This window comes from Lysinibacillus irui, assembly GCF_028877475.1.
GTDB classification, from domain to species: Bacteria; Bacillota; Bacilli; order Bacillales_A; family Planococcaceae; genus Lysinibacillus; species Lysinibacillus irui.
Genome location: NZ_CP113527.1, coordinates 882,070 through 904,215 on the forward strand (window position 1 = coordinate 882,070; position 22,146 = coordinate 904,215).

General features: G+C 37.7%; 22 protein-coding genes and 1 other annotated feature. Of the genes, 21 read left to right on the top strand and 1 reads right to left on the bottom strand.

The window, feature by feature from the left end:
* The 20 genes from OU989_RS04165 to ileS all read left to right on the top strand — a co-directional run bounded on the left by OU989_RS04165 (position 1) and on the right by ileS (position 20,293).
* Positions 1–1,917, top strand: a complete 1,917-nt coding sequence (locus OU989_RS04165; protein ID WP_274795862.1) for a stage V sporulation protein D — start codon at positions 1–3, stop codon at positions 1,915–1,917.
* Between the two features lie 125 nt (positions 1,918–2,042).
* Entirely contained in the window at positions 2,043–3,014 is a 972-nt protein-coding gene (mraY, locus tag OU989_RS04170) for a phospho-N-acetylmuramoyl-pentapeptide-transferase (protein ID WP_274795863.1), read from the top strand.
* Entirely contained in the window at positions 3,014–4,363 is a 1,350-nt protein-coding gene (gene murD / locus OU989_RS04175) for a UDP-N-acetylmuramoyl-L-alanine--D-glutamate ligase (protein WP_274795864.1), read from the top strand. Before mraY ends, murD begins: the two co-directional genes overlap by 1 nt.
* Positions 4,364–4,403: 40 nt before the next feature.
* Complete coding sequence (gene ftsW / locus OU989_RS04180) at positions 4,404–5,483, top strand: putative lipid II flippase FtsW (RefSeq protein ID WP_274795865.1); 1,080 nt, start codon at positions 4,404–4,406, stop codon at positions 5,481–5,483.
* A 20-nt stretch (positions 5,484–5,503) separates the two neighbouring features.
* Positions 5,504–6,334, top strand: coding sequence for a cell division protein FtsQ/DivIB (locus tag OU989_RS04185; protein ID WP_274795866.1), 831 nt, complete (start codon positions 5,504–5,506; stop codon positions 6,332–6,334).
* Positions 6,315–7,040, top strand: coding sequence for a DUF881 domain-containing protein (locus OU989_RS04190; RefSeq protein WP_274795867.1), 726 nt, complete (start codon positions 6,315–6,317; stop codon positions 7,038–7,040). Before OU989_RS04185 ends, OU989_RS04190 begins: the two co-directional genes overlap by 20 nt.
* Before the next feature lie 127 nt (positions 7,041–7,167).
* Positions 7,168–7,887: a DUF881 domain-containing protein gene (locus tag OU989_RS04195; RefSeq protein ID WP_274795868.1), complete on the top strand. Its 720-nt coding sequence runs from the start codon at positions 7,168–7,170 to the stop codon at positions 7,885–7,887.
* A 3-nt stretch (positions 7,888–7,890) separates the two neighbouring features.
* Positions 7,891–8,262: a small basic family protein gene (locus tag OU989_RS04200; RefSeq protein WP_274795869.1), complete on the top strand. Its 372-nt coding sequence runs from the start codon at positions 7,891–7,893 to the stop codon at positions 8,260–8,262.
* A gap of 95 nt (positions 8,263–8,357) precedes the next feature.
* Positions 8,358–9,641, top strand: coding sequence for a cell division protein FtsA (ftsA, locus tag OU989_RS04205; RefSeq protein ID WP_274795870.1), 1,284 nt, complete (start codon positions 8,358–8,360; stop codon positions 9,639–9,641).
* A 54-nt stretch (positions 9,642–9,695) separates the two neighbouring features.
* Entirely contained in the window at positions 9,696–10,853 is a 1,158-nt protein-coding gene (gene ftsZ, locus OU989_RS04210; protein ID WP_274795871.1) for a cell division protein FtsZ, read from the top strand.
* Positions 10,854–11,162: 309 nt separating this feature from the next.
* Positions 11,163–11,996, top strand: coding sequence for a sigma-E processing peptidase SpoIIGA (locus OU989_RS04215; protein ID WP_274795872.1), 834 nt, complete (start codon positions 11,163–11,165; stop codon positions 11,994–11,996).
* A 13-nt stretch (positions 11,997–12,009) separates the two neighbouring features.
* Positions 12,010–12,717 (top strand): RNA polymerase sporulation sigma factor SigE, encoded by a 708-nt coding sequence (gene sigE / locus OU989_RS04220; protein WP_009373518.1) that lies wholly within the window; start codon positions 12,010–12,012, stop codon positions 12,715–12,717.
* 114 nt (positions 12,718–12,831) lie between these two features.
* A complete protein-coding gene (gene sigG, locus OU989_RS04225) occupies positions 12,832–13,605 on the top strand; it encodes an RNA polymerase sporulation sigma factor SigG (RefSeq protein WP_004227313.1) in 774 nt (257 codons plus the stop codon).
* Between the two features lie 98 nt (positions 13,606–13,703).
* Entirely contained in the window at positions 13,704–13,979 is a 276-nt protein-coding gene (locus OU989_RS04230; RefSeq protein ID WP_274795873.1) for a PRC-barrel domain-containing protein, read from the top strand.
* Positions 13,980–14,096: 117 nt separating this feature from the next.
* A complete protein-coding gene (locus OU989_RS04235) occupies positions 14,097–14,801 on the top strand; it encodes a YggS family pyridoxal phosphate-dependent enzyme (RefSeq protein WP_284702025.1) in 705 nt (234 codons plus the stop codon).
* Positions 14,785–15,285 (top strand): cell division protein SepF, encoded by a 501-nt coding sequence (locus tag OU989_RS04240; RefSeq protein ID WP_274795875.1) that lies wholly within the window; start codon positions 14,785–14,787, stop codon positions 15,283–15,285. The genes OU989_RS04235 and OU989_RS04240 overlap by 17 nt, the downstream gene beginning before the upstream one ends.
* Positions 15,286–15,305: 20 nt before the next feature.
* A complete protein-coding gene (locus OU989_RS04245; RefSeq protein WP_274795876.1) occupies positions 15,306–15,587 on the top strand; it encodes a YggT family protein in 282 nt (93 codons plus the stop codon).
* A gap of 108 nt (positions 15,588–15,695) precedes the next feature.
* On the top strand, positions 15,696–16,484 hold the full coding sequence (locus OU989_RS04250) for a YlmH family RNA-binding protein (RefSeq protein WP_274795877.1): 789 nt from the start codon (positions 15,696–15,698) through the stop codon (positions 16,482–16,484).
* 95 nt (positions 16,485–16,579) lie between these two features.
* Positions 16,580–17,104, top strand: a complete 525-nt coding sequence (locus OU989_RS04255) for a DivIVA domain-containing protein (protein ID WP_274795878.1) — start codon at positions 16,580–16,582, stop codon at positions 17,102–17,104.
* 81 nt (positions 17,105–17,185) lie between these two features.
* Positions 17,186–17,410, top strand: a binding site (T-box leader).
* A gap of 114 nt (positions 17,411–17,524) precedes the next feature.
* Positions 17,525–20,293: an isoleucine--tRNA ligase gene (gene ileS / locus OU989_RS04260; RefSeq protein ID WP_274795879.1), complete on the top strand. Its 2,769-nt coding sequence runs from the start codon at positions 17,525–17,527 to the stop codon at positions 20,291–20,293.
* A 108-nt stretch (positions 20,294–20,401) separates the two neighbouring features.
* On the opposite strand, the gene OU989_RS04265 is transcribed toward ileS, so the two are convergent.
* Positions 20,402–21,598: an AraC family transcriptional regulator gene (locus tag OU989_RS04265; RefSeq protein ID WP_274795880.1), complete on the bottom strand. Its 1,197-nt coding sequence runs from the start codon at positions 21,596–21,598 to the stop codon at positions 20,402–20,404.
* A 204-nt stretch (positions 21,599–21,802) separates the two neighbouring features.
* On the opposite strand from OU989_RS04265, the gene OU989_RS04270 reads away from it, so the two are divergent.
* On the top strand, positions 21,803–22,138 hold the full coding sequence (locus tag OU989_RS04270) for a DUF485 domain-containing protein (protein ID WP_274795881.1): 336 nt from the start codon (positions 21,803–21,805) through the stop codon (positions 22,136–22,138).
* Positions 22,139–22,146 lie beyond the last annotated feature (8 nt).

The following is a 22,146-nucleotide window of genomic DNA, read 5'->3' on the forward strand; positions in this document are numbered from 1 at the left end:
ATGAAGTGGATTTCTATCCATTCTAAAAAGCGTTTACGTGTTTTATATGTGTTGTTTATGTGTGTAGCAGTGGCGATTGTGATTAGGTTGTTCTTTTTGCAAGTTTTAGATCAAAAAGAACTGACAACCAAGGCAGAGGAGAATTGGGATCGAGAAATTCCATTTGCAAATGAACGAGGACACATTACAGACCGAGATGGCGAAAGTATTGTAACGAATAAGTTAGCGCCAACATTATATTTCATGCCTTCACAAAGTAAAGATATTGAAGGAGCTGCCGAAAAAATTGCGCAAGTTTTAGAAGTAGATAAAGAGAAGTTATTAGAAAAAATGCAGAAAAAAGCGTACTTAGTGAAGTTAGCGCCTGAAGGTAAAAATATACCATATGAAAAAGCGGTAGAATTACAGGGGATGCAGATAGAAGGATTGTATAGTGGTGTTGACTATTCTAGGGATTATCCTTATGGTACACTATTATCTCGATTTTTAGGCTTTACTGGCTATGATGCACAAGGCTTAGCAGGAATTGAATATGAATATGATAAGTTTTTGCAGGCAAATTCTTCTGCTATCCGTCTATTTACAGATGCAAAAGGGAATAATTTACCGAATGTTTCAAGTGCCTGGAAAGCAGGCGAGGATGGCGCAACGATTGAGTTAACAATTGATGTCGATGTCCAACAGGTCGTTGAGCGTGAATTGTCACAAGCTATGAAGCGCTATGAAGCTGACCAAGCATTAGCTATTGCTATGAATCCAAATAATGGTGAAATTTTGGCATTAGCCTCCTATCCAACTTTTCATCCAGCCGAATATCAATTAGTAGAGCCAGCCATTTATAATCGGAATTTACCTGTATGGATGACATACGAACCAGGTTCAACGTTTAAAATTATTACCCTTAGTGCTGCATTGGAAGAAAATCTAGTTGATTTAGAGAATGAAACTTTTTATGATCCAGGTTATACGATGGTGGCTGGAGCAAGGCTTCGATGCTGGAAACGTGAAGGGCATGGGCATGAAACGTTTTTAGAGGTCGTTGAAAACTCCTGTAACCCCGGCTTTATAGAATTAGGACAGCGCCTAGGTAATGAGCGGTTGTTGCAGTATATTAAAGATTTTGGCTTTGGTCAAAAGACAGGTTCTAATATTGCAGGTGAAGCATCAGGTATTTTATTTTCGAAGGAAGCCTTTGGACCTGTTGAGCAAGCCACAACCTCATTTGGCCAAGGGGTAGCCGTAACACCTATCCAACAGGTTCAAGCGGTAGCCGCGGCGATAAATGGAGGCAAGCTCTTTACGCCATATGTTGTAAAGAAGGTATTTAATCCGAATTCAGGGGAAGTTATTCAAGAGACGGAACCAGTTGTAAAAAAACAAGTAATCCGTGAGGAAACCTCTGCCAAAGTTCGAGGTGCTTTAGAATCGGTAGTCGCGAACGGCTCAGGTCGACAAGCCTTTCGAGATGGATTACGAATTGGCGGTAAAACAGGAACGGCACAAAAGGTTGAAAACGGCCGTTATAAAAGTGGAGAATATATCGTATCTTTTATTGGTTTTGCACCAGCGGACAATCCGCAAATTGTTGTCTATGTGGCTGTTGATAATCCGAAAAAGACGACACAGTTTGGTGGGGTTGTAGCAGCACCTATTGTTGGGCAAATTATTGAGGATGTTGCACCATTTGTAGGTATTGAAAAATCGAAGGAACAGCTTGAAAAAGATTATCGTTATGGTGATCCAATTACTGTGAAGGTACCGAATTTTATCGGTCAAACAAAGGATGATATTGCCAAGCAATTTTATCCATTCCGTATAGAATGGCATGGCGAAGGGACTAAAATTGGTAACCAATTACCTGAGGTGGATAGTGTTATCAAACAAGACGGTACCATCCATTTATATTTGGAGAACTAATATAACTTTACCTTTAAAAAATGGGAAAGAACCACTATTATTATGAAGGGTAGTAATAAATAAATGAAAGTTTATGCTTTTTTCTTAAAGAAGAAAGTGAAACAAGATTTAAAGGAGATTTTTCAATGAAACTCGCAACAACACTTACCATTTTAGCTCTTGCTTTTATAGTAACAGTTATCCTGGCACCAATTAGTATTCCACTTCTTCGTCGTCTCAAGTTTGGGCAAAGTATTCGTGAAGAGGGACCAAAATCACATATGAAAAAAGCTGGTACACCAACAATGGGTGGAATTATTTTCTTGCTTTCTATCCTCCTGACAACTGTTGGTGTAGGTAGCTTTTTAGATTTATTAACAACACAAACCGTAGTACTATTATTAGTCTTAGCAGGGTTTGGCTTAATAGGTTTATTGGATGATGGTTTAAAGGTTGTCTTTAAAAGAAATTTAGGGTTAACCTCTCTACAAAAGTTAATTGGTCAAATTGTCATTGCTATTCTAGCTTATTTCCTACTCCATGTAGGATCGTTTGATACTACGCTTGCCATTCCATTTACAGAGTGGACAATTGATCTTGGTGTATTCTATGTGGCCTTTTTAATATTCTGGTTAGTAGGCTTCTCCAATGCGGTGAATTTAACAGATGGATTAGACGGATTAGTGGCAGGTACTGCTTCAATTGCCTTTGCGGCGTTTGGTGTAATTGCACTATTCCAAAGCCAAGCAGATATCGCTCTCTTTACATTTGCTGTAACAGGTGCTTTATTAGGGTTTTTACTATTTAACGCGAATCCAGCAAAGGTATTTATGGGAGATACAGGGTCATTAGCATTAGGTGGGGCCTTAGCTATGGTATCTGTATTAGTAAAAGAAGAGTTCTTACTTTTGCTTGTCGGCTTAGTGTTTGTAATCGAAACATTATCCGTTATTTTACAGGTAGGTAGCTTCAAACTTCGTAAAAAGCGTATTTTTAAAATGAGTCCTATCCATCATCATTTTGAATTATCAGGTTGGTCAGAATGGAAAGTAGTGCTTGTTTTCTGGTCAACTGCCCTAGCAGTAGCATTGATTGCAGTCTTATCGGAGGCGTTCTAATGAAAAACTATACAGATTTACAACATAAAAAAGTACTTGTGTTAGGTCTAGCAAAAAGTGGTGTGGCCGCTGCTGAAATTTTACATGAGCTTGGCGCCTTTGTAACAGTCAATGATTCCAAACCCTTTGATGAAAGTCCAGATGCACAAGGATTACTACAAAAGGGAATAACAGTGATTTGTGGTCGCCATCCTGAAGATTTACTTGATGAAGGCTTTGAAATAGTAGTCAAAAATCCAGGTATTCCTTATAGCAATCGCATTGTGGCAGATGCTATAAGTCGTGACATTCCTGTTTGGACTGAGATTGAGCTTGCCTATTTAATTAGTGAGGCACCATTCATTGGTATTACAGGCTCAAATGGCAAAACAACGACGACAACTTTAATATTCGACATGTTAAATAACGGCAACAAAAACCCATTGATTGCTGGAAATATCGGGACAGTTGCTTGTGGTGTTGCTAAAGAGGCTAATGAAGATGACATTATTGTAACGGAATTGTCTTCTTTCCAATTGATGGGGACAAAAACATTTAAGCCTAAAGTTGCTATTTTAACGAATCTTTATGATGCACATTTAGATTATCATGGAACATTTGACAAATATGCAGAAGCGAAGTTTGGTGTTACACGAAATCAAGATGATAGTGATTATTTTATTTATAATGCGGATCAGCCGGTTGTCGTTGGATATGCTGCTCAATCAAATGCACAAAAAGTTCCATTCAGCTCAAAAGGACGTACGGCAGACGGCATCAGTGCAGATGAGACAACAATTTATTGGCAAGGTGAACCCTATATGGAGCGAGCAAACATCGCCTTGCCTGGTAAGCATAATTTAGAAAATATACTTGCCGCCGTTGCAGCTTGTATTCTGGTAGGCTGTGATAAAGAGAAGATGGAAGAAGTCTTAGCTACTTTTGGTGGGGTTAGACACCGGACACAATTCGTGCGTGAATGGAATGGTCGAAAGATTTACAATGACTCGAAGGCAACCAATTGTCTAGCAACAAAGAGTGCATTAGATGCTTTCCAAGCACCTATCATTTTACTTGCAGGTGGTTTAGATCGTGGACATTCCTTTGAAGAACTTCGACCTAGTATGAATCATGTAAAAGGTGTTGTTGCATTTGGAGAAACAGGCTTACGATTTGTAGAATTTGCAAAATCGTGTGGTGTTGAACATACAGTCATTGCTCAAAATGTAGAAGACGCTGTACATTATGCAGCTCCGATGTCAGCAGAAGGGGATATTATTTTATTATCTCCAGCTTGTGCAAGTTGGGATCAATATGACAGCTTTGAAATACGCGGAGATGTTTTTATTGATGCTGTAATGAAGCTGTAATGAGCCTGTAACTATTTTAGAATATACTTGACTTGGAAGGATGGCATTACTGAGAGGGAAAGAAAGCTACTTATTGCTCGTCACAACTTTGATGCTATCAATAATCGGCATTATTTTCGTCTATTCTGCAGGTACCTATTGGAGTGCTGTTCATTATAGTGGAAAAATGCCGTTTTATATGAAGCAAAGCGTATACTTTGTGGTAGCCATTGCCGTATTTTTAATCACGATTCGATTAAATATTTTGAGAGAGCAGTCCTTTTGGAAAATGGCCTATATATTTTCGTTAATTTTACTTGTTCTTGTGCTAATCCCAGGAATTGGACTAGTACGAAATGGATCACAGAGCTGGATTGGGATAGGTCCTTTAACTATCCAACCAGCGGAACTAGCGAAAATAACTGTCATTGTGTACTTAAGCCATATACTAGCGCAACATAAAACAGGAACAATGATTGTGAATTGGCGCCACGGGTTCATCTTGCTATTACCTGTCATTCTTATCATGTTACAACCAGATTTTGGGTCTGTTTTTATTCTTGTTGTATCGGTGTTTTTATTATTTTTTGTCGCTGGGTATCCGTTAAAGCTGTACGCTATGATTATGTTAGCTGGAGTTGCTGGATTAGTAGGGCTAATCGCAACAGCACCATATCGTCTAAAGCGAATAGAAGCATTTCTTGATCCATGGGCTGATCCTTTAGTGAGTGGATTCCAAGCAGTGCAATCCTTAATGGCAATAGGGCCAGCGGGGATTTTTGGCCATGGTTTTGGACAAAGCCGTCAAAAGTTTCTGTACTTACCAGAACCTCAAAATGATTTTATTTACGCTATTATTTTAGAAGAAGTCGGATTGATTGGTGGCCTTGTTATTTTAATGCTTTTTGTACTGACAATCTATGCAGGTTATAAATTTGCTGTCCAGGCTAAAAATCGAACATCCTATTACGCCATTATTGGACTTGTTACGATGCTAATGGTGCAAGCGTTTTTGAATATAGCTGTTGTGATTGGTTTAGTACCAGTAACGGGTGTTACTTTGCCTTTTATTAGCTACGGAGGAACATCTTTAGTAACAATGTGGTTAATAATAGGTATTATTTATCAATTAGCGAAATAAATATAAAGGAGGAGTACTTTTTGGAGAAAGTAATCGATATAGAAGATCGCATACCTACGCTAAAAAAGCGACGAAAAAAGCGTACAAATCGGAAATTTATAGTGCTAATATTACTTTTCTTTATTGTGTTAGCAGTACTCCTTTATTTTCAATCTCCATACAGTAACATCAAAAAGATAACCGTCAATGGTGCTAAGCTTGCGAATGAGGAATATTATGTGAAGGCGAGTACACTTACGCCTGGTAAATCAATGTGGGGTTTCAAAGTGGAAGATATTGAGAGGATTTTATTAAAGGATAAGTGGGTAAAAGAAGTACATGTTAAACGTAACTGGCTTCAAGGCGTAACGATTGACCTGAAGGAATGGAAAAAAGTTGCGTATTTAGCTGGGGACGGTACTTATTATCCTTTGCTAGAAAACGGCAAACGCTTTGAACAAACGGGAAATGATACGCCCATTGATGCACCAGTTTTTATCGGTATAACCGGTGAAAAAACAATTAATAAACTTGTTGAGCAACTAGCGCAATTAAAGCCAGAAGTTTTAGCTTTAATTTCCCAAGTTAACACGAATAGTAATGATGCAAATCCGAATGCAGTCAAACTTTATATGAATGATGGCTATGAAGTACGTGCTGTTATTCAAACGCTAGCGGAGAAGCTAAATTATTACCCTTCTATAGTAGCGCAAATTGCCAACTTAGAAAAAGGCGTGATTGATTTAGAGGTCGGTTCCTACTATCGTCCTTTTAACGAAGAGTACAACAAGATAGACATTGATATGGAAGCGAATGCAGATGGGGAATTGGTTAACCAGGAAGTGACGGAAGATGAACAACAAGAAGAATAGCAAAGGGAATTTTTTTACTAGAAAACAATTTGAATTACTAATTGTTTGTGTGACAACAGGATTTATTATCGGCTATTCCTACAACCAGGCAAAAGATAACCGGGAAGCAGGAGCGATTGATTCAGAGCTTTTTGAGCAAGAAGATTCCTATCGCGAGGAGTTAATAACACAACAAGAACGCAATAAAGAACTCACTGAAGAATTAAATACTTTACAAGAACAAATTAGAAAGTATGAAAAATCATTTGCTTCAAACGAAAAGGACTATAAAAAGCTTGTTGAGCAAGCAGAAGATTTACGGTTATTACTTGGCGAGTTAAAAAGTGAAGGGAAGGGAATCCGAATAACCCTTCAAGATGGTGACTATGATCCGAAATCTTTAAATCCAAATGACTATATTGTCCATGAAAGCCATGTTTTTAAGTTGATGAATGAACTGAAAATTTCAGGAGCCCAAGCTATTGCTATCAATGGACAACGTGTTATGGCCAATTCCTATATTCGCTGTAATGGTCCAGTTATAACAATTGATGGTACACAACATCCAGCTCCCTTTGTGATAGAAGCAGTAGGTGATTCAGAAACATTAATGGCCTCTTTAAATTTAAGTGGAGGGGTAGTGGATCAGTTATTAAATGACAATATTGTGGTGTCATTAGAGGAAAATCAAAAGCTTACAATGCCTAAAGTAAAAGTTGAAAGTTAGGGACAAGTCCTATATTCATGTTTAAAGTCTAATTTAGCCTCCAGGTATTTGTCGATTGTAGGTTGTATTGACAATTTAACATTAGTATTCTGAGAGGCATAATACGATACGTCTAGGAGGGGCTATTTTGCAAAGAAATATGTACACCCGAATAACGTTCGTGCTATTTATTATCGGTTTGATGATAGCGGTACAATACAATACCATACAAAAACCAGCAGAGCGAGATACACGAGATATTTGGGCAATAAGAGAGGAATTAGCACTAGAAAAGCAAAGACATTCCGCATTACTGGCAGAAATTCGCTCACTTCATGAAGTAGTGGATCGCTATGAGCAATCTGAAAAAGTAAATCAGCAGGCAGCCTTAAATGAAACATTAAATCGTTTAAAGCTACAAGCTGGATTAACAGAAATTATGGGGCCCGGAGTCAGATTACGTGTAGAGCCGGCACCTGAATTAATTGAAATGGGTTATGAAATTAAAGAAATATCACCTGATTTGTTAACTCAATTATTAAATGCACTTTTTAAAAACGATGCTACTAGTGTCTCAATTGATGGCAATCGTGTTGTACAGACAACAGCCATTCGGGATATAAATGGTAAAACAACAGTGAACAGTATACCCCTGTCTTCACCGTCCTTTAAAATAGAAGTTGGGACAAGCGATTTTAAAGCAGCGCAAAAATTGTATAATTCACTACAAGCCTCAACGTTTATAGACTCGTTTTATTTAGATAATTTTAACTTAGTAATTGAAGATCCAACTGAACAGTTACAAATTCCAGCATTTGATCAGCCGTTGACAAATGATTATTTAACAGAGGTAAAAAAAGGAGATTAATATATGTGGCTACCGTTTTTAGGTTTGATATTTGGACTTGCCCTTGGCTTGTTAACAAATATACAAATCCCCTCTATGTATGAAAATTATCTGTCAATAGCTGTTTTAGCAGCTTTAGATACATTATTTGGTGGTATCCGTGCTCAATTACAGCAAGTTTACGACGATAAAGTCTTTGTATCAGGATTCTTTTTTAATATAGTTCTAGCAGCAGGTTTAGCCTTCATTGGTGTGAATTTGGGGATAGATTTGTATTTAGCAGCCATTTTCGCTTTTGGAGTACGATTATTCCAAAATATTGCAATAATTAGGCGTATTCTACTAACTCGTATAGATGAGAAACGTCACAAACGAAAAAAAACTTCCATAGAATGAGAGAAAAATTGATCAAAATACTCGATTTGCTTAGACATTATGGGAAATTTACAATAGAATGAAAATAAGAGCATTTTTCAAGGAGGTGCAGCGAATTGAATCAGCAAGATTTATACATTTCACTTGATATTGGGTCCTCCTCTATCAAGGTATTAATAGGTGAAATGAGTGACGGACAATTACATGTAATTGGCGTCGGAAATGTAAAATCGAATGGAGTTCGAAAAGGTGCAATTGTTGACATTGACGCAACAGTACAATCTATTCGAAAAGCAGTAGAACAAGCCGAACGAATGACAGGTTATCAAATTCATGAAGTCGTTTTAGGCGTTCCAGCTAACCAGACGATGTTACAGCTAGTTAAAGGTGTTGTCGCTGTAAATAGTGAAAACAGAGAAATTACAGATGATGATTTAGACAGAGTGGTAGAATCTGCACAAGTCATGTCAATACCTCCTGAACGTGAATTAGTTAACATCATTCCAAGACAGTTTATTGTGGACAACCTTGATGAAATTAAAGATCCTCGTGGTATGATTGGCATCCGTCTAGAAATGGATGCAACAATGATAACGACATCCAAAACGCTTCTACACAATGTTCTTCGCTGTGTTGAGCGCGCTGGGTTAAGTATACGAGAAATATATTTACAACCATTAGCATCAGGCTATTTTGCATTAACTGAAGATGAAAAAAACCAAGGAACTGCCTTTATAGACTTAGGAGGCGGATCTACAACAATTGCAGTATTTGAAGAAGGTTTGTTAACCCATACAGGTGTCCTACCTGTCGGTGGTGATCATATAACGAAAGATATTTCAATCGTTTTAAAAACACCAACAGAACAAGCCGAACAAATCAAACACCAGTATGGACATGCCTTTTATGATGATGCATCTGATGACGAACTCTTTGAAGTGCCTATTGTTGGCACAGATTCTACAGATCAGTACAGTCAGCGCTATATATCGGAAATTATTGGCGCTCGTTTAGAAGAATTATTGGAGTTAGTTATTGATGAATTAGCGCGTTTAGGTGTACGAGATTTACCGGGTGGCGTTGTTATAACAGGTGGTGTTGCAAAGCTTGAGGGGATAGCCCAATTGGCACGTCAAATTCTACAAACGCGTGTAAGAATCTATACACCCGATTATATTGGCGTTAGAGAGCCTTCATTTGCGACGGCAGTTGGACTTATACGTTACGCCTATTTAGAAGATGATTTTTACGGTAAAAGTTCGAATACGCAACCTATTGAATATGCAGTTGTAGGGGCTCAGCCAACTATAAGTAAAAAGCAAGAGTATTCTGCACCTTCAGAACCAAAAGAAAGCGTAATCGGGAGAGCAAAAAAATTATTTGATAAGTTTTTTGATTAACTAGAATGCGTAATGAATGATACAGAGTCGAGTTACCGTGGGAGGAAAAAAGAGATGTTAGAATTTGATACAAGTGTTGATGAACTTGCAGTAATAAAGGTCATAGGTGTTGGTGGTGGCGGTAACAACGCTGTCAATCGAATGATAGAACATGGTGTGCAAGGTGTTGACTTTATCGCTGTTAACACGGATGCTCAAGCATTAAATTTATCTAAAGCGGAAGTAAAGCTACAAATTGGTGCTAAGTTAACACGTGGATTAGGCGCAGGTGCAAATCCAGAAGTAGGAAAAAAAGCTGCTGAAGAGAGTAGAGAACAACTAGAAGAGGTTCTACGTGGTGCAGATATGGTATTCGTTACTGCTGGTATGGGTGGTGGAACGGGTACTGGTGCAGCACCAGTCATTGCACAGATCGCACGTGAATTGGGAGCCCTTACAGTCGGGGTTGTAACACGTCCATTTACATTTGAGGGTCGTAAACGCCAAACACAGGCAATCGGTGGTATTGGTGGTATGAAAGAATCTGTGGATACACTGATTGTCATCCCGAACGATAAGCTATTACAAATTGTCGATAAATCAACGCCGATGTTAGAAGCCTTCAGAGAAGCTGATAATGTTCTACGTCAAGGTGTACAAGGTATTTCAGATTTGATTGCCACACCTGGTCTTATTAACTTAGACTTTGCAGACGTGAAAACAATTATGTCTAACAAAGGTTCAGCATTGATGGGGATTGGTATTGCTACAGGCGAAAACAGAGCTTCTGAAGCAGCAAAGAAAGCTATTTCAAGTCCATTGCTTGAATCATCAATCGATGGTGCTAAAGGCGTCCTAATGAACATCACTGGTGGTTCAAATCTTAGCTTATTTGAAGTGCAAGAGGCAGCAGATATCGTAGCCTCTGCGTCAGATGAAGAAGTAAACATGATTTTCGGTTCAGTTATTAATGAAAACCTTAAAGATGAAATTATTGTTACAGTCATTGCTACTGGCTTCTCAGAGGAAGCTTTACAGCAACAACGTAATACAACGAAGCCGTCACTTAACATAAACAGACAATCTGCTCCACAGCAACAAGCACCAATTCGTGAACAACGACAAGAAATGCATGTTCAACAAGAGCAGCCACGTCAAAATCAGCAACATTATGCACAGGATGACATGCTTGAAGTCCCAGCATTTTTACGTAACCGCAAAAATCGAGGCTAAATCTATGACGTCTCGGCATCATTGGTTCCAGACTTTCGAGTTGGGGAATAGAACTTTTCTTTGTCCTTTGAAAAAGTCTACCTGATGCTTCTCTTTCGGTACAATTGCTGAAAATAAGATAAAACAAATAACTTCTAAAAAGCTCGTATTTTACATATGTAGAATACGAGCTTTTTATTTTGGCTGGCATGATGTTCAAATGTGTAAGGAAACCATGTTTTTTGTCAAAACATTTTTAGGAAATGATGCGATTGTTTGACAATATTTGTGGGAGTAACATGCTAACTTTGTATATAGGAGGCGGCTGTTATGTATGGAGAATGGCTGGTGCTCATTAATACGCTTTTTAATCTAGCGATACTCACGTTTACAGCAAGAGTCACAGGAGTCTTAGTGAAAAATTCAAGATTATTAATGAGTTCAATTTGTAGTAGTTTTGTAGCTGTCATTGGCGGTCAAATGCTGTGGACGACGATTCTTAGTTTTATATTGTTAATTGGTATAGCATTTCGCTTCAAGATTCGTAGCTTTCAAAAGCAAGGACCTATTGTGTTAACAGCAACGATCGTGATTGGTGGATTGTTAACAGCACTACAACCTTTTTTGAAAAATCTTTCTGTTACTCATTTTATTATGATTTGCTTTTTATTGGCAGTTTTAAATCTTATTGCATTTTATAAGCAATGGGGATTTGTCAAGTTAGAGCGCTTAAGTGGTCAGTTTGTATTTGATACAACTTTAAAAATTTTTGGAGCAACAATCCCGCTTTCCGCTTTTGTTGATACAGGCAATCAAGCGATTGAGCCATTATCAGGAAAGCCAGTTCATTTTGTCTCTTATACAGCATTGCGACCACACTTACCTTCAGCGTTTCGAAAATCATTAATAGAATGGCAAGAAACAGACCCATACGATGTATCTATGTTTTCTGAAGATTATCAGCGTTATATACGATTTATTCATGTCAATACGGTACAACAGCAATCAGTTGTCCTTGGTTTTCGCTTTGATGAATGGCATATAAAGGGGGAGCCTTCCCAAGTGAAAACGAATGAATACATCGTTTTAACCAAAAAAGCAAAAAATTTTCCACATAGCACAGCAGCAATTTTACATTTTTCAGCGCTTTCAAATAACTCATAGAGGGGGAGAACTATTGCTTCTTAGGCTACTTGCTAGCTTGAAAAAATTATGGAGTAAGTTTCGGAGTCGTGAAACGTACTATATAGGGGGAAATGATTCATTGCCAGTGCCATTAAGTCGAGAAGAAGAAGTTACAGTCATTGCATCCTTTATGAACGGTGATTTACGAGCTAGAGACACACTAATTGAACGTAATTTACGTCTTGTTGTTTATATAGCTAGACGTTTTGATAATACGGGAACGCCAATTGAAGATTTAATTAGCATTGGTTCCATTGGTTTAATAAAGGCGATCGAGACGTTCAATACAGATAAGAATATCAAACTTGCAACATACGCATCACGCTGCATTGAAAATGAAATTTTAATGCACTTACGAAAAACGAGTCGTATGAAGGGTGAAGTTTCACTAGATGAACCACTAAACTCTGATGCTGATGGAAATGAATTATTACTGTCCGATATTTTAGGAACAGAAGAGCATATTATTCTTGATAATGTAGAGAAGAAAATAGAGCGACAGCATATGTTCCATGCCATTAATTTATTGGGTGCGCGAGAGCGTTATATTATGGAGTGTCGTTTTGGTCTCAATGGAAAAGTTGAAATGACACAAAAAGAAGTTGCCGATCATTTAGGCATATCGCAATCATATATTTCCCGTTTAGAAAAGAAAATTATTCAAGATTTACGTGAAAATTTAAATCAACCAATTTCGTAGAGAGGGAAATTTAACCTACCTAAAATTGGTCGCAGCTTTTGTGCATATTCTTGTTTCTCTCGGACAAACTGATGTCACGGTTTAGTCAGAGAATAACATCCGGAGGAATCGAATATGCGAACAAAAGTAGATCTTTGCGGCTTAGATACATCGACTTTGCCAATTTTAAAGCACGAGGAAATGAAGGAACTCTTCATCCGCTTACAAGCTGGAGAAACTGAGATTAGGGAAGAGCTTGTAATGTGCAATTTAAGGTTAGTGCTAAGTATTGTCGGTAGATTTGCCTATCGGGGTGAACAGGCAGATGATTTATTTCAAGTAGGCTGTATTGGCCTCATGAAAGCCATTGATCATTTTGATTTAAAGCATAATGTACGATTTTCGACATATGCTGTACCGATGATCATTGGAGAAATTCGTCGCCATCTGCGTGATCATCATGCATTACGTGTATCTCGCTCTCTAAGAGATATAGCTTATAAGGCAATGCAGGCAAAAGAGCAGTGGATAACCGATAATTTGCGAGAACCAACGATTGAAGAAATTGCTGAGATGATTGACATGAAAAAAGAAGATGTGTTATTTGCTTTAGATGCTATTCAAGATCCTGTTTCCTTGCAAGAGCCTATTTACTCAGACGGTGGAGACGCTGTTTATATGATGGATCAATTACGTGATGATGATGTATCAGAGGATCAATGGGTTGCCTACGTGTCGGTAAAGGAAAGCTTGCAAAAGCTAGATGAACGTCAGCAAATGATCGTTGCAAAACGTTTTTATTATGGGGAGACTCAAACAGAAATTGCTAAGGAACTAGGGATTTCTCAAGCACAAATTTCGCGTCTTGAAAAAAATGCGATTGAAACAATGCAAAAGGATTACAAATAAAAAAATGCGCATCGAATTATTCGGTGCGCATTTTATCTTCATTCAATGAACAAATGATACATAAAATAAGTGACAGCAAAGTTTGATGAAGGACATGAATGGAACGTACAAAAGTAATTGTTAGAGGAGGTATGTCATTGCGTTTTTCGATGTTACAGCAAAAAGAAGTCATTGAAGCAGGAAATGGACGATTTATAGGCTTTGTAATAGATGCCGAAGTATCAAAAGAAACGGGCTATGTGACAGCATTTTTAATTGCAGAGCCTCGTAAATATCTTGGTTTTTTTAAAGGGGAAGAGTCTGTTAGAAAAGTGTATATGAAAGATGTGCTTGTTGTTGGCAAGGACGTTATTTTAGTAAAAGCACTTTCCTAAGACATCTGTTTATAAAATTGAGATCATGTACGCTGACATAGGTCAGGCTATTCATTGATAAATCAAGCATTGCTTGTTACAATAAAAGAAACTATTGTTGTAAAGTTGGGAAAAACAGTGACAAAAATCTTAACAAATTTAAACAAACTACAGGATTTAATAGCAGCAGCAGAAAAAAAAGGCAATCGTCAGAGCAATCATGTTCAAATAATTGCGGTGACAAAAGAAGTTTCTGTTGAAAGAACGCAAGAAGCAATTGATGCCGGTCTCACTCATTTAGGAGAAAATAGACCCGAAGGCTTACATCGTAAAATTACAGAAATTCAAGCTGATGTGTACTGGCATTATATCGGGTCACTTCAAACACGTAAAGTAAAACAAGTGATTAACAGCATTGATTTTTTACATTCATTAGATCGATTGAGCTTGGCGGAAGAAATTGAAAAAAGAGCAGAAAAACCTGTTAAATGCTTTGTACAAGTAAATGTTTCAGGAGAAGAATCTAAACATGGTTTAACCATCGAAGAAGTTTTACCTTTTGTAGAATCATTGAAAGAATTTACAAAGATTCAAGTTGTAGGTTTAATGACAATGGCACCAAATACGGAAGACGAAGAGCTAATTCGCTCCGTTTTCAAGCAATTAAAACAATGTCAACAGCAAATAGCCGAGCAAGGATTCGCACACGCACCTTGTACCGAGTTATCAATGGGCATGTCTAATGACTTTGAAATTGCGGTAGAGGAAGGGGCTACTTTTGTTCGAGTCGGAACGGCTCTTGTTGGAAATGAAAGAGGGGAACAGGATGAGCATGAAAAATAAAATTAAAAACTTCTTTTACCTTGAAGAAGAATTAGAAGAAGAAATCACGCAAGCTCCTATTCAGCAGCAACAACCCATACAACAACAGCAACCGATTCATTCAATAAAGCCTAAAAAAACAATTAAAGAACGGAAGGCATCTATTCATGAAATTGTGCCACAAAGTTCAGCAGCAACTCCTAACAACATTGTCAGTTTACAAGCAGCTATGAGCTCTAAGGGCGCAAAAGTAGTGTTAATAGAGCCTAGAGTTTATGCAGAAGCACAAGATATTGCAGAACATTTAAAAAATAAACGTGCAACAATCGTCAATTTACAACGTATTGAGCGGGAGCAAGGAAAACGCATTATTGATTTTTTAAGTGGAACAGTCTACGCCCTTGCTGGAGATATCCAGCGTATTGGTAAAGATATTTTCCTATGCACGCCAGATAATGTAGAAGTGACTGGTGAAATTACAAACTTTATTTTAGACGATAATTAATAGCGAGGATTGTAGTTTATATGACTTTTTTTATAATACTTGGTTATGTATCGTTAGCATTTAGGATTTATTCATTTATGCTAATTGCCTATATTTTAATGTCTTGGGTGCCTGCCGCTCAAAATTCAGCCATTGGTCGCATGCTTGAAAGAGTGTGTGAACCATATTTAGGGATATTCAGAAAGTTTATTCCGCCACTTGGAATGATAGATATTTCACCAATTGTGGCTATCTTTATGCTGAATTTTATTGAAAGAGGGCTTGTTATAGTCATTCAGAAAATATTTCTTATGTTCGTTTAGAAGTAAATCCTCACGTTTAGGTGGGGATTTTTTATTTATGGGGAATACTAGTTTTACTACGTTCATCCAACAAAGCAAATAGGAACTAGTGAAAGAGGAGACAACAAGATGGAACACTTAATCCAGCATTTTCGAAAAGATGAGCAGCCTTTTATTGAACAAGTGCTAAGCTGGCAGCGTGAGGTAGAGGATCGCTATGCACCCAAGTTGACCGATTTTCTTGACCCAAGGCAACGTTTTATTGTGTCATCGGTTATTGGACAGGACGACACTCTAAAGACAGCTTGTTCAGGGCTATTTGATGGAGCAGAGAGGCAGCGTATGCTCATTTTTCCTGCGTACTATGAAGCTACAGATGAAGACTTTCAACTGACAGCCTTTACCATCCAGTATCCGACTAAATTTATTCAACTGCGTCATCCAGATGTTTTAGGGGCATTGTTATCATTAGGCTTAAACCGTAGTAAATTCGGTGATATTCGTGTCAATGAGCAGCAGGTGCAATTCGTTGTCGCACAGGAGGTAGCGGATTATGTCCGTTTACATTTAACGGGTATTGGTAAAGTAAAGGTACATGTAGAATCACTAAAGGAAGACGCCCCACTGCTTATCAATGAGGAAGAGTGGTTTGAGGAAGCACATACAGTTTCTTCGATGCGTTTAGATGTGATCATTGCGACGATTTTAAATGTGTCACGCCAAAAGGCACAAGCATTAATTACTGGAAAAAAAGTGCGTGTCAATTGGACGGAGCGGGATACTGTCGCTTTTGAATTACAAGAGGGTGATATTTTATCGATACGTGGAAGCGGTCGTGTCAAAATTATTATGACAGAAGGCCGTACAAAAAAGGATAAAATCCGTCTACAAATCGGTCGATTGGCCCAAAAAAGCTGAAAGTGAAGTAAATTTCATTAATTTTTACTGCTAAGTTGTCGGAACAATTGTATAATAGAAACTACGAATGTACTTGTAAAGGAGAGAAGGATTGTATGCCATTATCACCTATTGATATACATAATAAGGAGTTTACAAAAGCTTTCAGAGGTTATGCTGAAGATGAAGTAAATGAATTTTTAGATCAGATTATTAAAGACTACGAAATTTTGCTTAGGGAAAAAAAGGAAGTCGTTAAGCAATTAGAAATGGCATTAGAACAAGCGAGGCATTTTAACTCCTTAGAAGAAACTTTGCAGAAATCTATTGTAGTAGCGCAAGAAGCTGCAGATGAAGTGCGAAGAAATTCACAAAAAGAGGCTAAACTCATTTTGAAAGAAGCAGAGAAAAATGCTGATCGAATTGTCAATGAAGCTTTAACGAAGGCTCGTAAGGTAACGATTGAAATTGATGAGCTAAAAAAACAATCTAAGGTTTTCCGTAATCGTTTTAAGATGCTTGTAGAGGCACAGCTTGACTTATTGAATGCAGATGACTGGGATCATTTGCTACAATACGATATTGATTTAACTGAAATTCAGGCGTCTGTTGAGGAAGCACAGGAGTCCGAAGATATGTAACTTTTCTTTTACAATTGAAACTTGACGCGATTGTATGAATTTCATATACTTTGTAATAGTAATTATTTTGAACAGATACGCATAGAGGCAGAGACGAAGACAGTATTTGTTAGGCGTAGTGAAGCGATTTGGGGACAGTGCGAGCCCAAACATGCAACTAACATTGAACATCACTTCTGAGCTAAATAGCTGAAAAAAGTAAGTTATTTCGTGTTGCACGACGTTAACGTGCTTGAAAGAGGTAGTACAATAATTTTTGTGCTACAAGTAGGGTGGTACCGCGAGTAGAAGCTTCTCGTCCCTTAGTGGGATTGAGGGCTTTTTTTATTTGTTTGCGAATCGTTTTAGCTGAATTTGCCAATAACTGTCCTATGTGAAAAATGTCTATTATGCTTGTGGAAAATAAAGGAGGAATTTTAAATGGTTGAATACAAAGATACATTATTAATGCCAAAAACAGATTTTCCAATGCGCGGAAATCTTCCAGCAAATGAGCCAAAAATGCAAGATAAATGGAATGACATGGATATTAACAAATTACAAATGGAACGTACTGAAGGTCGTCCAGAGTTTGTCCTACATGATGGTCCTCCATATGCAAATGGTGATATCCACATCGGCCATGCATTAAATAAAGTATTGAAAGATATGATTACACGTCACCGCTCCATGACTGGCTACCATGTTAATTATATTCCTGGTTGGGATACGCATGGTTTACCAATTGAGCAAGCATTGACAAACAAAGGTGTAAAGCGTAAAGAAATGTCAGTAGCAGCATTCCGCCAACTTTGTGAAGAATATGCGTATGAACAAATTGACAATCAACGTACGCAATTCCGACGTCTAGGCATTCGCGGTGATTGGGAAAATCCATATATTACATTGAAACCTGAATTTGAAGCACGTCAAATTGAAGTGTTTGGTAAAATGGCGGAAAAAGGTTACATCTATAAAGGGTTAAAACCAGTTTATTGGTCTCCATCTTCTGAATCTGCTTTGGCAGAAGCTGAAATTGAATACAAGGATATCAAATCACCATCGATTTATGTAAGCTTTGCTATTAAGGATGCGAAAGGTGTTGTTCCAGCAGATGCTAAATTTATCATTTGGACAACAACTCCTTGGACATTACCAGCAAACTTAGGGATTTCTTTGAACCCTGAATTTATCTATGTAGTAGTTGCTGTGGCAACTAAAAAATTCATTATCGCTAAAGAATTATTAGAGTCAGTGGCAACTGCTCTTGAATGGGAAAACTATGAGGTTGTTCAAGAAGTAAAAGGGGATGCACTAGATCGTATTGTAGCCCAACATCCATTCTATGATCGAGAATCTCTTGTGATGGTTGGAGATCATGTTACTGCAGATGCGGGTACAGGTTGTGTTCATACAGCGCCAGGACACGGGGAAGATGATTATCATATTAGTAAACAATATGGCTTAGGCATTCTTAGTCCTCTTGATAATAGTGGCTGCTATACAGAAGAAGCACCTGGTTTTGAAGGCGTATTTTATAATGATGCCAATAAACTAGTAACAGAAAAACTTAAAGAAGTGGATGCATTAGAAAGTCTTAGTTTCATTACACACTCTTATCCACATGACTGGCGTACAAAAAAACCAGTTATTTATCGTGCCACACCACAATGGTTTGCATCTGTTGAAGCATTCCGTGGTGAGTTACTTGAGGCTGTTAAAGCAACAACGTTCACACCAGCTTGGGGAGAAACACGCCTTTATAATATGATTCGTGACCGTGGAGACTGGGTAATTTCACGTCAACGTGCTTGGGGCGTGCCAATTCCAATTTTCTACGCTGAAAATGGTGAACCAATTATTACACCTGAAACAATTAGCCATATTTCTGCTTTATTCCGTGAGCATGGATCAAATATTTGGTTCCAAAAAACAGCGAAAGAATTATTGCCAGAAGGCTTTACACATCCAGGTAGTCCGAACGGCGAATTTACAAAAGAAAATGATATTATGGACGTTTGGTTCGATTCAGGTTCATCTCACCAAGGTGTACTTGTTGAACGAGGCATGAAATATCCAGCTGATTTATATTTAGAAGGCTCTGACCAACACCGTGGTTGGTTTAACTCATCACTAATTACATCTGTAGCTATCAATGGTTACGCACCATACAAAGGACTTTTAACGCATGGTTTCGTTCTTGATGGTGAAGGACGTAAAATGAGTAAATCATTAGGAAATGTCATTATTCCACAAAAAGTAATGGATCAATATGGTGCAGATATTCTTCGACTTTGGGTTGCTTCTGTGGACTATACAGCTGATGTGCGTATTTCTATGGATATGTTAAAGCAAGTGTCAGAAGTGTACCGTAAAATTCGTAACACGTTCCGTTTCTTACACGGCAATATTGCTGATTTCGATCCAAAGAAAGATCGTGTAGCTTATGCAGAGCTTCGTGAAATGGATCAATACGTGTATATGCGCTTGCAAGATGTTTTAAAAGCTGTGCGTGCAGCCTACGATCGTTATGATTTCGCTGCTGTTTATCATGTAGTCAATAATTTTGTAGCTGTGGAGTTATCTTCATTCTATTTAGATATTGCGAAAGACGTAGTTTATATTGAAGGTCATGACAACAAAGACCGTCGAGCAATGCAAACAGTCATTTACGATACATTAATGACATTAGTTAAAATTATGACACCAATTATTCCTCATACAACAGACGAGATGTGGTCTTACCTCCACGCTCAAGGGGTTGTAGAGGAAGTGTCGGTTCAATTAACAGACTTCCCAGAGGTAGATGTTCAAGCGAACTTTGACAGTCTTCGTGAGAAATGGGAAAAAATTATTGATGTGCGTGACGATATTTTAAAAGCATTAGAGGAAGCGCGTAACGCTAAAACAATTGGTAAATCACTTGAAGCAAAAGTGACTGTCTATGCAAAAGAAGATGTTGTCGCATTATTGAATGATGCGAACATTGATTTTGCACAACTTTCTATCGTTTCAGCATTTGAGGTAGCTGCAATTGAAGAAGCGCCTGCAGAAGCTTTAGCACTTGAGCATGTTTCCATTGTTGTTGAGAAGGCTACAGGTGAGAAATGTGAGCGCTGCTGGTCAATTTCAGAAACAGTTGGAACAAATGAGGCACAACCAACAGTTTGCGCTCGCTGTGCAGAAGTTGTAGAAAAATATTACGCTTAAGTTTTCTTTTAATAACAAGAATCTGCATACAATGTAGATATAGGCAAGTCTCCTTTTAAGGGGGCTTGCTTTTTTTCATGAAGATTTAGCAGATTCTTTTAGCTGGAACTATTTAAATAAAATTTCTTTCGTATTGCGGTAGTCTGTTGGTGAGATCCCTACATATTTTTTAAAGGTTAGACTGTAATAATTAGGTGTGTTAAAGCCACAAGTGGAGGCGATTTTTTCTATGGTGTAGTCGTATTTACGTAAAAAGGGTAATGTTTTGATGATGCGAGTAAAGGCAACGTAGTCAACGAAATTTCGACCAGTCTCCTTTTTAAATAGTCTGCTAAAATGTGTGGAGCTAAAGTTTATATAGTTTGCCACATCACGAATGGTTAGTTGCTCGTCATAATGCTCTTCAATATAATGGATGGCTTTTTGAAGCTGCTCATGCTTTGTTAAATCCTCGTAATATCTTATATGAATGTTATCGATAGGTGGTTTTCTTCGTGCTTTTCGTGCTTGGCTATAGGACTCTTTCACTTGCATAGCGTCCTGAAATACACTACCAACCCCCATAAACAAATGAATGCAATAGTCCCTTTTCAGTGTTTCAATAACTTCTAAAAGACAGGCTTCTCCCTCTGACCAATGTTTGAATGAGTTGTACTCACTCGGAATTCGCATGAGAAGTAGTAAATAGCGTTCAAAATGTAAAAAGGACAAAGGTGCTTGATTTACGAAATTTTGACGGAAAATATTGGTGATGATACTGCTTGCATCTGCTTTCTTATCATCTCCATCGATATAGCCTTGAATTAAAAACACAATATTAGGTATACAGTTTGATGATAGAAAGGATGAAGATTGGATAATTTCTTGTTCATTGTCGACTTCACCCCGTATCAAACGCTTTAAAAATGCTTCTCGGAACGGTGAGGTATGATGTTGGGACACTTGTTGTGATAGCTCAAGCAGTGTGAGTGAACTAGCCTTTTTTTCCTGATAGGCTGTATACAGCTTCTTTACAATTCGTAAAAATTTTGATTTTTGTAATGGTTTTATGAGAAGTGCAGGTAAAACTAATTCAATGGCTATACCAGTTGAGTAGGTAAGGTGTTCTGTAACAACCGGGACAATTATACTGTTAGGATAATTTCTTTTTAATCGATTAATCTTTACCCAATCAAATAACCGATTGACTTCATAGACAATAATGGCCTCATCTTCTGGCTTTGATACTTTACTTTCCTCAAAAGCGTTTGGTAAAACCTCTTGTAACCATTCACTCATTTGTTGCTTGTCAAATGAGCTTTCCATATACCATACCACCTTTAAAATGCTACCATCCCCCTGTGAATTGAAAAGATAGAAATATTTTAACTTAAAATAGCAATTTTTTGTACTAATACAGCAATATTTTATATCTATATTGTAGTTGAAATAGAATAAAATAATTGTAGTAAATAATAATTTGAAATTTCAGATAATTATTTGCTGACAAGAAAAAGGGGGAGTTGGCTTATGGCGGAAGTTGGAAGTCATGATTATGACTACGTGGAGGCAGGAACTATTGATGTGAAAGATTTGCCTCCTCTTGATGCGACAACAAACAAAATTATGAAAGATGAATTTACAACAGGTTTAGGTTTATCGGTATTTTACTTTATTTTGATTTTTAGTATCCCTGTTATGAATTGGTTTGCTCCAGAGTTTGCATTTAAGAAAATTTGGGGTGGAATGACAGTTACATGGTTTGTAACAACGATTGTGATGATGGCGATGGCATTTATTATTGCCTATGTGCATACAGCCTTGTACGAAAAGCGCCTAAAAAAATATGATTTAGCAAATAAGTAGTTGGAACA

What these genes read in the sequence shown, in the direction of transcription:
- sigG (WP_004227313.1), top strand. Translation starts at nt 12,832, where the DNA reads ATGCGAACAAAAGTAGATCTTTGCGGCTTAGATACATCGACTTTGCCA.
- mraY (WP_274795863.1), top strand. Translation starts at nt 2,043, where the DNA reads ATGAAACTCGCAACAACACTTACCATTTTAGCTCTTGCTTTTATAGTA.
- OU989_RS04250 (WP_274795877.1), top strand. Translation starts at nt 15,696, where the DNA reads ATGGAACACTTAATCCAGCATTTTCGAAAAGATGAGCAGCCTTTTATT.
- OU989_RS04265 (WP_274795880.1), bottom strand. Translation starts at nt 21,598, where the DNA reads ATGGAAAGCTCATTTGACAAGCAACAAATGAGTGAATGGTTACAAGAG.
- ftsZ (WP_274795871.1), top strand. Translation starts at nt 9,696, where the DNA reads ATGTTAGAATTTGATACAAGTGTTGATGAACTTGCAGTAATAAAGGTC.
- OU989_RS04215 (WP_274795872.1), top strand. Translation starts at nt 11,163, where the DNA reads ATGTATGGAGAATGGCTGGTGCTCATTAATACGCTTTTTAATCTAGCG.
- OU989_RS04270 (WP_274795881.1), top strand. Translation starts at nt 21,803, where the DNA reads ATGGCGGAAGTTGGAAGTCATGATTATGACTACGTGGAGGCAGGAACT.
- murD (WP_274795864.1), top strand. Translation starts at nt 3,014, where the DNA reads ATGAAAAACTATACAGATTTACAACATAAAAAAGTACTTGTGTTAGGT.
- OU989_RS04190 (WP_274795867.1), top strand. Translation starts at nt 6,315, where the DNA reads ATGAACAACAAGAAGAATAGCAAAGGGAATTTTTTTACTAGAAAACAA.
- ileS (WP_274795879.1), top strand. Translation starts at nt 17,525, where the DNA reads ATGGTTGAATACAAAGATACATTATTAATGCCAAAAACAGATTTTCCA.
- OU989_RS04255 (WP_274795878.1), top strand. Translation starts at nt 16,580, where the DNA reads ATGCCATTATCACCTATTGATATACATAATAAGGAGTTTACAAAAGCT.
- OU989_RS04200 (WP_274795869.1), top strand. Translation starts at nt 7,891, where the DNA reads ATGTGGCTACCGTTTTTAGGTTTGATATTTGGACTTGCCCTTGGCTTG.
- ftsW (WP_274795865.1), top strand. Translation starts at nt 4,404, where the DNA reads ATGGCATTACTGAGAGGGAAAGAAAGCTACTTATTGCTCGTCACAACT.
- OU989_RS04165 (WP_274795862.1), top strand. Translation starts at nt 1, where the DNA reads ATGAAGTGGATTTCTATCCATTCTAAAAAGCGTTTACGTGTTTTATAT.
- OU989_RS04245 (WP_274795876.1), top strand. Translation starts at nt 15,306, where the DNA reads ATGACTTTTTTTATAATACTTGGTTATGTATCGTTAGCATTTAGGATT.
- OU989_RS04230 (WP_274795873.1), top strand. Translation starts at nt 13,704, where the DNA reads ATGGAACGTACAAAAGTAATTGTTAGAGGAGGTATGTCATTGCGTTTT.
- OU989_RS04240 (WP_274795875.1), top strand. Translation starts at nt 14,785, where the DNA reads ATGAGCATGAAAAATAAAATTAAAAACTTCTTTTACCTTGAAGAAGAA.